Genomic DNA, 13,003 nt, shown 5'->3' with positions numbered 1-13,003 from the left:
AAGCCGGGACGGGGCGCGGCGCAAAAGGCGGGCTAGCGGCGCTGGCCGGCGCGCGTCATGGCCGCCAGGCGCTCGAGCAGCTGCACGTCCTGCTCGTTCTTGAGCAGGGCGCCGGCCAGGATGGGCACGGCCGTGGCCGCGTGCGCGTCGATCTTTGCCGCGTCGATGTCCTCGGCCAGCAAAAGGTGCAGCCAGTCCAGCAGCTCGGAGGTGGAGGGCTTTTTCTTCAGGCCGGGCGCATCGCGCAGGGCCATGAAGTTATCCAGCGCCGCGCGCAGCACCTCGGCCTTGATCTCGGGAAAATGCACCTGCACGATCTCGCGCAGCGTGTCCCGGTCGGGAAAGCGGATGTAGTGAAAGAAGCAGCGGCGCAGGAAGGCGTCGGGCAGGTCCTTCTCGTTGTTGGACGTGATGATGACCAGGGGCCGGTGCACCGCCCGCACGGTCTCGCGCGTCTCGTAGACGTGAAACTCCATGCGGTCCAGCTCGCGCAGCAGGTCGTTGGGAAATTCGATGTCGGCCTTGTCGATCTCGTCGATCAGCACCACCACCGGCTCGGGCGAGGCAAAGGCCTGCCACAGCACCCCGCGCACGATGTAGTTGCGGATGTCGCGCACCTTCTCGTCGCCCAGCTGCGAGTCGCGCAGGCGCGAGACCGCGTCGTACTCGTACAGCCCCTGGTGCGCCTTGGTGGTGGACTTGATATGCCATTGCAGCAGCGGGCGCCCCAGGGCGCGGGCCACTTCCTCGGCCAGCATGGTCTTGCCGGTGCCCGGCTCGCCCTTGACCAGCAGCGGACGCTGCAGGGTCAGGGCGGCGTTGACGGCCAGCTTCAGGTCGTCGGTGGCCACGTAGCGGTCCGAGCCTTCGAAGCGGGCCGTGGTCGGTTGTGCAGGGGTCATGGCGTCAGCGGGGAGAATCAGGGCGCCGGGGCGCGGTTGGCAGGGGCCACGGGGGGCCGGTCAATTATCGTACAATCGCAGGGTTTTGCAGTCGGGCCCGCCCGGCCCGTGACTCGTTCCTATAACTAAAGCAAGAGCCACACCATGACGTTGAGAATTACTCTGAAACGCAAGACGACTGTGTTGGCCATGATGGCGTCCTGTTGGGCCGCCGGTCAAGCCATGGCGGCTGACGACCAGGCGGTGACCGGCAACGTGGAGAACGCTCGAGACAAAATCTCCATGTGTATCGGCTGTCATGGGATCAAGGGCTACAAGGCCAGTTTCCCCGAGGTCTACCACGTCCCCATGATCGCCGGCCAGAATGCCCGCTACATCGAGGCGGCGCTCAAGGAGTACGCCAGCGGCGCGCGCAGCCATCCGACCATGGATGCGATCGCCCGCAGCCTGTCCGAGCAGGACATCGCCGACTTGGCGGCCTACTACTCCAATCTCAAGTAAATCGAGGGGCAACCATGAAAAGCCATTCCGTTGCCCTGACGGGCGTGCTGCTGGCATTGGCCGGCTTCTCGGCGCAGGGCGCCGACCTGGCCGCCGGCAAGGCGCTGTTCGAGCAAACCTGCGCGTCCTGCCACGGCGCCGACGCCAAGACCAGCACCGATCCGTCCTATCCCATCCTGGCCGGCCAGCACGAGGACTACCTCGCGCACGCCCTGCGCGCCTACCGCCGCGGCCAGACCGGCGCGCCGGCCTCGGCCAACGTGCGCAAGAACCCCATCATGGGCGCCTTCGCCGCCCAGCTCTCGGACCAGGACATCGCCAACGTCGCCGCCTGGCTGGCGCGCCAGCCCAGCGACCTGGGCGTGCGCCGTTGAGAGTTGATATACTGGCCGACGCCCCCGGGCGCCCCTGACCGAGGAAGAACCGAGCGAGGACGAACCGGGGCCGGTGCGTCCGTGCTGCGCCGGCCTGCCTGTCTTGCAATGCGCGTTTGCCACGCGCCTGGCCGCCTTGCAGGCGGCACAGTCCTTCCAGACCGATTCGCCTGCCTAGTCCGCCTAGGGGTCGCCCGGCCTTGCCGGCCGGCCCGCGGGCTTCGCACGGCCAGGTTTCAGCCAACTTAGTGTTAGAGCGAGTTACCGAGAAAAATGTCCTCCACGTCGAAGATCATCTACACCCTGACTGACGAAGCCCCGGCATTGGCGACCTATTCGTTGCTGCCCATCGTCAAGGCCTACACCAAGAGCGCCGGCATCGCCGTCGAGACGCGCGACATCTCGCTGGCTGGCCGCATCATCGCCGTGTTCCCCGAGGTCCTGACCGACGCCCAGAAGCAGTCGGACGCGCTGGCCGAGCTGGGCCAGCTGGCCACCAAGCCCGAGGCCAACATCATCAAGCTGCCCAACATCAGCGCCTCGATCCCGCAGCTCAAGGCCGCGATCAAGGAGCTGCAGGAGCAAGGCTACAAGCTGCCCGACTATCCGGACGAGCCCCGCAACGACGCCGAGAAGGACATCAAGGCCCGCTACGACAAGGTCAAGGGCAGCGCCGTGAACCCCGTGCTGCGCGAGGGCAACTCCGACCGCCGCGCGCCCCTGTCGGTCAAGAACTACGCCCGCAAGCACCCGCACAAGATGGGCGCCTGGAGCGCCGACTCCAAGGCGCACGTGGCCCACATGAGCCAGGGCGATTTCTACGGCAGCGAAAAGTCCGCGCTGATCGAGAAGGCCGGCAATCTCAAGATCGAGCTGGCCGCCGCCGACGGCAGCAAGACGGTGCTCAAGGAAAAAACCGCGGTCGGCGCGGCCGACATCATCGACGCGGCCGTGCTCAGCCGCCAGGCGCTGCGCAGCTTCATCGAGGAGCAGGTGGCCGACGCCAAGGCGCAAGGCGTGCTGTTCTCGGTGCATCTGAAGGCCACCATGATGAAGGTGTCCGACCCGGTCATCTTCGGCCACTTCGTGTCGGTCTTCTACCAGGACGTGCTGGCCAAGCACGCCGATGCGCTCAAGCAGGCGGGCTTTGACCCCAACAACGGCATCGGCGACCTGTACGCCAAGATCAAGACGCTGCCGGCGGACAAGCAGGCCCAGATCGAGGCCGACATCCAGGCCCAGTACGCCAAGCGCCCGCAGCTGGCGATGGTCAATTCCGACAAGGGCATCACCAACCTGCACGTGCCCAGCGACGTCATCGTCGATGCCTCCATGCCCGCCATGATCCGCGACTCGGGCTGCATGTGGAACGCCGAAGGCAAGCTGCAACCGGCCAAGGCCGTCATCCCCGACCGCAGCTATGCCGGCATCTACCAGGCCGTCATCGACGACTGCAAGCGCAACGGCGCCTTCGATCCGGTCACCATGGGCAGCGTGCCCAACGTGGGCCTGATGGCCCAGGCCGCCGAGGAATACGGCTCGCACGACAAGACCTTCGTGATCCCGGCCGAGGGCACGGTGCGCGTCACCGACGAGGCCGGCAACGTGCTGCTCGAGCACGCCGTGCAGGCCGGCGACATCTGGCGCATGTGCGTGACGCGCGACGCGCCGGTGCAGGACTGGGTCAAGCTGGCCGTCACCCGCGCGCGCCTGTCCAACACCCCGGCCGTGTTCTGGCTGGACGCCGGCCGCGCGCACGACGCGCAGCTCATCGCCAAGGTCGAGCGCTATCTGAAGGACCACGACACCAGCGGCCTGGACCTGCGCATCCTCAAGCCGGTCGATGCCATCCAGTTCTCGCTGGACCGCATCCGCGCCGGCAAGGACACCATCTCGGTCACCGGCAACGTGCTGCGCGACTACCTGACCGACCTGTTCCCCATCATGGAACTGGGCACCAGCGCCAAGATGCTGTCCATCGTGCCGCTGATGGCCGGCGGCGGCCTGTTCGAGACGGGGGCCGGCGGCTCGGCGCCCAAGCACGTGCAGCAGTTTGTCGAGGAAGGCTTCCTGCGCTGGGATTCGCTGGGCGAGTTCCTGGCCCTGGCCGCCTCGCTCGAGCACCTGGGCAACACCTACGGCAATGCCCGCGCCAAGGTGCTGGCCAAGACGCTGGACGAAGCCACCGGCAAGTTCCTGGACCAGGACAAGTCGCCCGCCCGCAAGGTTGGCGGCCTGGACAACCGCGGCAGCCACTTCTACCTGGGCATGTACTGGGCCCAGGCCCTGGCCGCCCAGACCGAGGACAAGGACCTGGCCGGGCAGTTCGCCCCGCTGGCCCAGGCCCTGGCCGAGAACGAGGCCAAGATCCTCAAGGAACTGTCCGACGCGCAGGGCAAGCCCCAGGACCTGGGCGGCTACTACCACCCCGATCCCATCAAGGCCAGCCAGGCCATGCGGCCCAGCGCGACGTTCAACGCGGCGCTGCAGGGCCTGGGGAAGTAGGCCCGGGGCCGATGTCCTGATGTCTTGATGTCTTGAGAAAAAAGCCGGCGATCGTGCCGGCTTTTTTCATTGCCGCGGTCGGGACCACGGTTGGGCCCGACGCTTCGCCCGGCCCCGGCGGACGTCGCTTCGCCGGCCCCGGCGGACGTGTTTGCATGGGGCTTGCCGCCGGCCAGCTAGCCCGCCCGCTGCCGGATCAGCTCGATATAAGCCTCGCTGTCGAGCGGCGTGCCCAGCCGCTGCGCCTCCCATACCACCTGGCCCAGGCATTCCATGATCTCGTGGATGGCCTGGTGGCGATCGGTGCGGGCCGCCAGGCGTTCGTAGGCGGCGCGGATGCCGTGGGGATGGTCGATGGAGAGCTGCTCGGCGATGGCCAGGTGCATCGACAGGTGCAGGAAGGGATTGGTGCGGCCCGACTCGACCGGATAGTCGGCCGTCAGGGCGTCGGGGCGCTCCAGGTCGGCGTGGTATTCGGGATGCTCGGCGATCCAGTCCACCGCCATCGATTCGAGCGGGGTCTGGACTTCGCCGGCCTTGTGCTTGCGCCAGGCGTCGACGAAGAATTGGCGCACCTGGTCGCGCGAGGGATTGAACATGATGGGCAATGGCGGCGGGACAGGGCCGCGGGGCTGACGGTTGACGGCTGGGCCGGGGCATGCGGCGCCGGGCATGCTGGCGCGGCAGGCTGCGCGCGGTGCGTGCGGCACGGCCTATTTTACGCCTGCGCGCGGGCCGGCGCGTCGCGGCGGCGTCCAAGGATATAGAATTGCTGGGGCCGCCCGACACCGGCTCTCCGATACCGGCCCTCCGATACCGATTCCAGCATCCATCGAGTTTCCATGTCCTACCAGCACATCCAGGTCCCGGCACAGGGGCAGAGCATCACGGTCAACAGCGACAACTCGCTGGCCGTGCCCGACCAGGTGGTCATTCCCTTCATCGAAGGCGACGGCACCGGCGTGGACATCACGCCCGTCATGATCAAGGTCGTGGACGCCGCCGTCGAAAAAGCCTACGGCCCGGCGCGCCGCATCCACTGGATGGAAGTCTACGCGGGCGAGAAGGCGGCGCGCCGCTATGGCCAGGACCAGCTGCTGCCCGAGGAAACCCTGCAAGCGCTCAAGCAGTACGTCGTTTCCATCAAGGGCCCGCTGGCCGCGCCGGCCAGCGGCGGCATCCGCTCGCTGAACGTGGCGCTGCGCCAGCGGCTGGACCTGTACGCCTGCGTGCGGCCCATCGCCTATATCAAGGGCGTGCCCGCGCCGGTGCGCGAGCCCGAAAAGACCGACATGGTGATCTTTCGCGAGAACTCCGAGGACATCTATGCCGGCATCGAGTACCAGGCCGAATCCGAGCAGGCCCGCGCGCTCATCGCCTTCCTGCAGCAGCAGCTGGGCGCGGACAGGATCCGCTTTCCCGAGACGTCCTCGCTGGGCATCAAGCTGGTCTCGCGCGAAGGCACCGAGCGGCTGGTGCGCAAGGCCGCGCAGTATGCGATCGACCACGACCGCAGCTCGCTGACGCTGGTGCACAAGGGCAACATCATGAAGTACACCGAGGGCAGCTTCCGCGACTGGGCCTACGACCTGCTGCGCCGCGAGTTCGGCGCGCGGCCGCTGGACGGCGGGCCGTGGTGCCGTTTCAAGAATCCGCGCACGGGCCGCGACATCCTGGCCAAGGACGTGCTGATGGACGGCTTCCTGCAGCAAAGCCTGCGCCACCCCGCCGAGTACGACGTCATCGCCACCATGAACCTGAACGGCGACTACCTGTCCGACGCACTGGCCGCGCAGATCGGCGGCACCGGGATCGCCCCGGGGGCGAACCTGTCCGATTCGGTGGCCATGTTCGAGGCCACCCACGGCACCGCGCCCAAGTACGCCGGCAAGGACTACGTCAACCCCGGCTCGGCCATCCTGGCCGCGGCGCTGATGCTGCGCCACATGGGCTGGCACGAGCCCGCCGCCCTGATCTGCGAGGCCATGGAGAAAACCATCCTGTCCAAGCGGGTCACCTACGATTTCGCGCGGCTCATGCCCGGGGCCGAGCAGGTCTCGTGCTCGGGTTTCGGCCAGGCCATGATCGGCGCCATGCAGGCATGAAGCCGCTGCTGCTGGTCCTGATCCCGGTGGCCGAGGCGCACCGGGCGCGCATCGCCGAGCACTTCGAAGTGCTTTACGCGCCCAACGCCCGGATGGGGGCCGACCGCAGTTGCGGGGCCGAACAGATCGCCGCGCGCGGCGAGCAGATCCGGGCCGTGCTGACCAATGGCTCGGTGGGCTTGCTGGCCGCAGAGATCGACGCCATGCCCCGGCTCGAACTGGTCTGCGCGCTGGGCGTGGGCTACGAGAACATCGCGGTGGAGCACGCGCGCTCGCGCGGCATCGCGGTGGCCAACGGCGCCGGCACCAACGACGATTGCGTGGCCGACCACGCCATGATGCTGCTGATGGCGGCGGTGCGGCGCCTGCCCTTCCTGAACGACGGCGTGCGCCACGGACTGTGGCGCGACGAGCTGCCTTCCCTGCCCAGCATTTCCTTCCGGCGGCTGGGCATCCTGGGCATGGGCGCCATCGGCGGCAAGATCGCCCACCGCGCGCGGGCCTTTCACATGGAGATCGGCTATCACAACCGCCGGCCCAGGGACGAGGCCGACGGCCGCTATTTCGCCGACGTGCAGGGCCTGGCGCGGTGGTGCGATTTCCTGGTGGTGGCCGCCCCCGGGGGCAGCCAGACCCGCCACCTGGTGAACGAGGCGGTGCTCGATGCGCTCGGGCCCCAAGGCGTGCTGGTGAACATCGCCCGCGGCAGCCTGGTCGATACCGAGGCCCTGGCCCGCGCCTTGCGCGAGGGCCGCATCCAGGCCGCCGCGCTGGACGTCTACGAAAACGAGCCGGCGCCTCCCCAGGCGCTGCTGTCGTTTCCCAACGCGCTGCTCACGCCGCACGTGGGCGGCATGTCGCCGCAGGCCACCGCCGCCTCGGTGCAGCGTTTCCTGGACAACGCGCTGCGCCATTTCGCCGGGCAGCCCATGGTCTCGCCGGTTGGGGCGTCCTGAGCGATCTGCTGCGGTATCCTCATGCCGTCACATGCATAGGGAGCCACCGTGGCACGTGTCATTCCTGATGGCTGGGAAAACCTGGAGCGCACCGGCGCGGCGCAGCGCGCCCTGCAGACGCTGGCGCGGCTGGCCAAGGGCCTGCCCAGGGCCTACACCGTCTACCACGCGGTGCACTGGACCAATGTCGAAGGCCGCCACCTGATCTATGGCGAGATCGACTTCGTCGTGGTCAACCCGGCCGGGGCGCTGCTGCTCATCGAGCAAAAGAGCGGGGCGCTGGACGAAACCGGCCAGGGGCTGGCCAAGCGCCACGGCGGCAAGGCCGGTCTGGTGGCGGTGCAGATGGCGCGCAGCGCCAGCGGCCTGCGGGCCAAGCTGGCGCGCAGCCTGGAAACCGACGAGCAGTCGGTGGCGCTCGAATCGCTGCTCTATTGCCCCGACCACGTGGTGCGCGCGCCCACCACCGCGGGCCTGTCGCCCGAGCGCATCGTCGACGCCACGCGGCGCGATGCCCTGTGCCGGGTCATCCAGGAAGTCCTGCCGCCGGGCGAGCCCGCGCCCCAGGCCGTTGCCGTGCACCGTTTCCTGCGCGACATCATCCGCCTGGAAACCGACGTCAGCGCGCTGATCGGCCAGGCCCGCACGCTGGTCACCCGGCTGGCCGGCGGTCTGTCGCACTGGGCGCGCCAGATAGACATCGATCCGTTCCGGCTGCGCGTGACCGGCACGGCCGGCTCGGGCAAGACCCAGCTGGCGCTGGCCGAGTATCGCGAGGCGCTCGGACGCGGCCACCGGCCCCTGTATGTCTGCTTCAACCGGCCGCTGGCCGACCACTTCGCCCGCATCGCGCCGGCCGGCGGGCTGGCCTGCTCGTTCCACATGCTGTGCGACCGCGTGCTGCGCCAGGCCGGCCAGGCGCCGGACTTCTCGCGCCCGGGCGCCTTCGAGCAGTTGGTGGCGCAGGCCGCTGCGCAGCCGGTGCCCGAGTCGCTGCGCTTCGATACGGTGATCGTGGACGAGGGGCAGGATTTCAGCCCGGCCTGGCGCGACCAGGTCCTGCGCCATGCGCGTGCCCAGGCCCGCGTGCTGTGGCTGGAAGATCCCTTGCAGAACCTCTATGGCCATCCCCCGCCCGATTTGCCCGGCTGGGTGCGGTTGCGGGCTGACGGCAATTTCCGCAGCCCGCGTCCCATCGTGGCCTTCCTGCAGGCCCTGTTGCCCGCGCAGGTGCGCATCGACGCGCTGGCACCGGTGACCGAAGGCGAGATCGAACTCCTGTCCTACCGCGACGAGGAGAGCCTGCTGCACGCGGTCAAGCAGGGCATCCGCAAGTGCTATTCGGCCGGCTTCGGCCACGAGGACGTGGCCCTGCTCAGCTACCATGGCCGCAGCGGCTCGGCCCTGCTGGGCCTGGATCGCCTGGGGCCGCATCTGCTGCGGCGCTACACCGGCCGCTACGACCTGTTCGGCCAGCCCGAGTACACCCAGGGCGACGTGCTGGCCGAATCGGTGTATCGCTTCAAGGGCCAGTCGGTGCCGGCGGTGGTGCTGGCCGAGATCGATTTCGAGACCCTGGACGAACAGGCGGTGAGAAAGCTTTTCGTGGGCGCCACGCGCGCCACCATGAAGCTGGTGCTGGTGGCGCGCGAGCCGGCCGCGGCCATGCTGGCCGACAAGCTGGCGCGCTAGAATCACAGGGTACGTTCGCATCGAATCGGAGGCTCCATGGAGATCTTTGAAACGATCACGGCCCAGGCCGCGGCCATGCGCCTGCCGCTCTACGCGGTCACCCTGAGCGCCCCGTCCCGTCCCCGCGCGCCGCTGATGCTGATCCTGCATTGGCATGCCTTCCTGCGCGAAACCCCCTTGAAAACCCCGGGGCTGAGGCCGCCGCCCCGGCCGGTGGCGGCCTCGGCATTGCAGATCGATGTCCCCTGGCAGCAAGTGGAAACGCTGGACCGGGCCATGCTCGACGCGGCCTGGCAACTGGGCGCCTGGGAACTGGAGCGCAGCACCCATCGCCCCTGGTGGCGGCTGAACGCGCCCGCGCGCGAAACGCTGGACTGCCATCGCGCCTTTGCCGACTATCCCGACGACCAGGCCGGCCAGGCCAGCATGGTGCAGGCGCCGGACCAGGCGCAGATGCTGGCGCAGGCGGCCACCCGCGGCTACGTGCGCTGGCTGTTCCGCCCCCGGGTGGCCGGCGTGTGGCAGGCGCTGGACGAAGACGACGTGACCTTGCAGGCCCAGGGCGGGCGCGCCTTGCCCTGCCCGGTCTCGCCCTGGCCCTTCGACCGGCACCGCGCCGAGCGGCGCCTGTATCGCCTGGGGCGGGGCGGGCGGCTAGTTATATTTCCAAAAGAAATAAGAAAATAACCATTTCGTATTTGAAACCCCTGCCGGCGCCGCCATTTTCCGGTCGCAGCGATTGTTGCCGGGAGCCGGCGCGCCGCCCCATGCAGGGGCGGCGCGGCTCCCGATCCTTCTGGGTGATCTGATTCAACAAGGAGATCAATCATGGCGATTCGTCCCCTTCATGACCGGGTTATCGTCAAGCGAATCGAAAAGCAGCGCCAGACCGCCTCGGGCATCGTGATTCCCGACAGCGCGGCCGAGAAGCCCGAACAGGGCGAGGTGCTGGCCGTGGGCCCTGGCAAGCGCCAGCAAGACGGCACCGTCCATCCCCCCAGCCTGAAGGTCGGCGACCAGGTCCTGTTCGGCAAGTACGCCGGCCAGTCCGTCAAGGTCGACGACGAGGAAGTGCTCGTCCTGCGCGAGGACGACGTGCTGGCCGTCATCGAGCCGGCCCAGCAGCCGCTCAAGGCTGCCGCCTGAACACCGGGTCCTTTTGCCGCCGGGCCGCCCCAAGGCAAAAGCGGCCCCCTCGGGGGGCAGCAAGCCGTAAGGCGCAGCGTGGGGGCTCATTCTTCCATTGGAGTCAAGAGATGAGTGCGAAAGACGTACTGTTTCATGATGGCGCCCGCAACCGTATCGTCAAGGGCGTGAACATCCTGGCCAATGCCGTGAAAGTGACGCTGGGGCCCAAGGGCCGCAACGTGCTGCTCGAACGCAGCTTCGGCGCCCCGGTGGTCACCAAGGACGGCGTCTCGGTGGCCAAGGAAATCGAGCTGAAGGACAAGTTCGAGAACATCGGCGCGCAGGTGGTCAAGCAAGTGGCCTCCAAGACCGCCGATGTGGCCGGCGACGGCACCACCACCGCCACGGTGCTGGCCCAGGCCATCGTGCAGGAAGGCGTGCGCCACGTGGCCGCCGGCCTGAACCCCATGGACCTGAAGCGCGGCATCGACAAGGCCGTGGCCGCCGTGGTGGACGAGCTCAAGACCCTGTCCAAGCCCATTTCCACCAGCAAGGAAATCTCGCAGGTGGCGGCCCTGTCGGCCAATGCCGACGAGGCCATCGGCAAGATCATCGCCGACGCCATGGACAAGGTGGGCAAGGAAGGCGTGATCACCGTCGAGGACGGCAAGTCGCTGGAGAACGAGCTGGACGTGGTCGAGGGCATGCAGTTCGACCGCGGCTACCTGAGCCCGTACTTCATCAATGAGCCCGAGAAGCAGATCGCCGTGCTGGAAGATCCGCTGGTGCTGCTGCATGACAAGAAGATCTCCAACGTGCGCGAGCTGCTGCCCGTGCTCGAAGCCGCCGCCAAGGCCGGCAAGCCCTTGCTCATCGTGGCCGAGGACGTCGAGGGCGAGGCGCTGGCGACCCTGGTGGTCAACGCCATGCGCGGGGTGCTGAAGGTTGCCGCGGTCAAGGCCCCGGGCTTTGGCGACCGCCGCAAGGCCATGCTGGAGGACATCGCCGTGCTGACCGGCGCCACTGTCATCGCCGAGGAAACCGGCAAGCAGCTGGAGAAGGCCACCCTGGCCGACCTGGGCAGCGCCAAGCGCGTGGAAGTCCACAAGGAAAACACCATCGTCGTGGGCGGCGCCGGCGAGCAGTCGCGCATCGATGCGCGCGTCAAGTCGATCCAGGCCCAGATCGAGCAGGCCACCAGCGACTACGACCGCGAGAAGCTGCAGGAGCGCGTGGCCAAGCTGGCCGGCGGCGTGGCGGTGATCAAGGTGGGCGCGGCCACCGAAGTCGAGATGAAGGAGAAAAAGGACCGCGTGGACGACGCGCTGCACGCCACGCGCGCGGCGGTCGAGGAAGGCATCGTGCCCGGCGGCGGCGTGGCGCTGCTGCGCGCCCGCACCGCGCTGGCCAAGCTGCGGGGCGCCAATGCCGACCAGGACGCCGGTATCGACATCGTGCGCCGCGCGCTGGAAGCGCCCCTGCGCGCCATCGTGGCCAATGCCGGGGAAGAGCCCTCGGTGGTGGTGGCCAAGGTGGCCGAAGGCAAGGGCAACTTCGGCTATAACGCGGCCACCGGCGAGTACGGCGACCTCGTCGGGCTGGGCGTGGTGGACCCGACCAAGGTCACCCGCACGGCCTTGCAGAACGCCGCTTCCATTGCCGGCCTGATCCTGACCACCGAAGCCTCGGTGGCCGAGCTGCCCAAGGAAGAGAAGACGCCGGCGCCGGCCGGCGCGGACATGGACTTCTAGGCCTGTCCGGTGCGGGAACGGATGCTTGGCATGCAGGGATCCGTTTCCATCATGGCAGCCAGGTGCCCGATGAAGGCCCGCAGGATGGCGTCGTCCTGCGGGCCTTCGTCCGTCCGGATCCAGCCCAGCGTGCAGACGGGCGCATCGCGCAGCGGCAGGCACGCCAGTTCCGGCGTCGTCTGCCAGCGCGCCAGGCAGCCGTCGGCCAGCGCCACCCCCAGCCCCTGGGCGGCCAGCCGCGCGGCCACGTCTTCGCAGTGGTAATGGGCGCACACCCGCGGCGTGATGCGGGCGGGCTTGAGGTAATCGTCCACGGCCTGCCGCAGGCGGTGCGATCGCGCCGGCAGCACCAGGCCCACGCCCGCCAGGTCGGCCGCCGCCAGGCTGGCGCGGCGCGCCAGCGGATGGCTGGCCGGCAGCAGGCAGGCCAGCGGCGCGCGGGCCAGCGGCTGCGCCTGCAGGCGGGGATGATGCGCCGGCAGCCGCAGGACGGCCGCATCGGCCTCGTGGGCGAGCACGGCCTCCTGGGCCTGGCGATCGTCGCCGCAAGCCACCTCCAGCACCGCGTGCGGATGGGTGCGCGCCAGCGCCTGGGCGGCGCGCGGCAGCACATGCGCGGCCACGGCCCAGGGCAGGTGCACGCGCAGCAAGGTGCGTGGTTTTTCCCCGGCCTGCAACTGGGCCGCCTGGCGCTGCAAGGCCTGCCATTCGCCCAGCAGCGACTGCAGGGCGGGCTGCAGGGCCCGGGCTTGCGGCGTGGGCAGCAGCTGCCCCTTGCGCCGCAGGAACAAGGGCATCTGCAGCAAGGCTTCGGCTTGGGCCAGCGTGCGGCTGACGGTGGACTGCGACGCGCCGAGTTGCTTGGCTGCAACAGTCGTGGCGCCGGTGCGCAGAAAAGCGAGCAAGACCTCTATTTGCCTGGGGCGCATGTGGATTCGAAAAAACCATCAAAAACGGCGATGCGCACAAGATGAGCCAGGCAGGCGCTTTTGAACACTAACGATTCCTGAATATGCATTGCCCAATGCGTACCCCGCATAACGTTGTGACCTTGCGTGCCCGCTTCGATGATGCATGCCATGCCTGGGC

General features: G+C 68.5%; 12 protein-coding genes. 9 read left to right on the top strand and 3 right to left on the bottom strand.

Annotated features, from left to right (window positions below; genetic code table 11):
- Window positions 1–32: 32 nt before the first annotated feature.
- On the bottom strand, window positions 33–902 hold the full coding sequence (locus V8Z80_RS18475; RefSeq protein ID WP_336063057.1) for an AAA family ATPase: 870 nt from the start codon (window positions 900–902) through the stop codon (window positions 33–35).
- 144 nt (window positions 903–1,046) lie between these two features.
- On the opposite strand from V8Z80_RS18475, the gene V8Z80_RS18470 reads away from it, so the two are divergent.
- The 3 genes from V8Z80_RS18470 (at window position 1,047) to V8Z80_RS18460 (ending at window position 4,282) form a co-directional block, all read left to right on the top strand.
- Entirely contained in the window at window positions 1,047–1,403 is a 357-nt protein-coding gene (locus tag V8Z80_RS18470; RefSeq protein ID WP_155197412.1) for a c-type cytochrome, read from the top strand.
- Between the two features lie 14 nt (window positions 1,404–1,417).
- Window positions 1,418–1,777: a c-type cytochrome gene (locus V8Z80_RS18465; protein ID WP_155197410.1), complete on the top strand. Its 360-nt coding sequence runs from the start codon at window positions 1,418–1,420 to the stop codon at window positions 1,775–1,777.
- Window positions 1,778–2,050: 273 nt separating this feature from the next.
- Window positions 2,051–4,282, top strand: a complete 2,232-nt coding sequence (locus tag V8Z80_RS18460; protein ID WP_336063056.1) for an NADP-dependent isocitrate dehydrogenase — start codon at window positions 2,051–2,053, stop codon at window positions 4,280–4,282.
- Between the two features lie 176 nt (window positions 4,283–4,458).
- Here the strand turns inward: V8Z80_RS18460 and V8Z80_RS18455 are convergent, their stop codons facing one another.
- Window positions 4,459–4,881 carry a DUF1841 family protein gene (locus tag V8Z80_RS18455; RefSeq protein WP_155195702.1) on the bottom strand — a complete coding sequence of 141 codons (423 nt, stop codon included), beginning with the start codon at window positions 4,879–4,881 and terminating at the stop codon, window positions 4,459–4,461.
- Window positions 4,882–5,124: 243 nt separating this feature from the next.
- On the opposite strand from V8Z80_RS18455, the gene icd reads away from it, so the two are divergent.
- From icd to groL, 6 genes are all read left to right on the top strand, one after another.
- Window positions 5,125–6,387 (top strand): NADP-dependent isocitrate dehydrogenase, encoded by a 1,263-nt coding sequence (icd, locus tag V8Z80_RS18450; protein WP_336063055.1) that lies wholly within the window; start codon window positions 5,125–5,127, stop codon window positions 6,385–6,387.
- A complete protein-coding gene (locus tag V8Z80_RS18445; RefSeq protein WP_336063054.1) occupies window positions 6,384–7,343 on the top strand; it encodes a 2-hydroxyacid dehydrogenase in 960 nt (319 codons plus the stop codon). The genes icd and V8Z80_RS18445 overlap by 4 nt, the downstream gene beginning before the upstream one ends.
- A gap of 48 nt (window positions 7,344–7,391) precedes the next feature.
- The gene (locus V8Z80_RS18440; RefSeq protein WP_336063052.1) at window positions 7,392–9,035 is read left to right on the top strand and encodes an ATP-dependent helicase; all 1,644 of its coding nucleotides are present in this window, start codon (window positions 7,392–7,394) and stop codon (window positions 9,033–9,035) included.
- Window positions 9,036–9,071: 36 nt separating this feature from the next.
- Entirely contained in the window at window positions 9,072–9,722 is a 651-nt protein-coding gene (locus V8Z80_RS18435) for a diguanylate cyclase (protein WP_336063051.1), read from the top strand.
- A gap of 141 nt (window positions 9,723–9,863) precedes the next feature.
- Window positions 9,864–10,181 carry a co-chaperone GroES gene (locus tag V8Z80_RS18430; RefSeq protein ID WP_336063050.1) on the top strand — a complete coding sequence of 106 codons (318 nt, stop codon included), beginning with the start codon at window positions 9,864–9,866 and terminating at the stop codon, window positions 10,179–10,181.
- 110 nt (window positions 10,182–10,291) lie between these two features.
- Window positions 10,292–11,914, top strand: a complete 1,623-nt coding sequence (groL, locus tag V8Z80_RS18425) for a chaperonin GroEL (protein ID WP_336063049.1) — start codon at window positions 10,292–10,294, stop codon at window positions 11,912–11,914.
- Here groL and V8Z80_RS18420 read toward each other — a convergent pair.
- Complete coding sequence (locus V8Z80_RS18420; RefSeq protein WP_155195690.1) at window positions 11,911–12,843, bottom strand: LysR family transcriptional regulator; 933 nt, start codon at window positions 12,841–12,843, stop codon at window positions 11,911–11,913. The two genes, groL and V8Z80_RS18420, sit on opposite strands and share 4 nt — an antisense overlap.
- Window positions 12,844–13,003 lie beyond the last annotated feature (160 nt).

This window comes from Orrella sp. JC864, from assembly GCF_037026685.1.
Taxonomy (GTDB): Bacteria; Pseudomonadota; Gammaproteobacteria; order Burkholderiales; family Burkholderiaceae_B; genus Orrella.
Note: the sequence above shows the minus strand (reverse complement) of the source record. Positions and strands in the feature narration are given on the sequence as shown.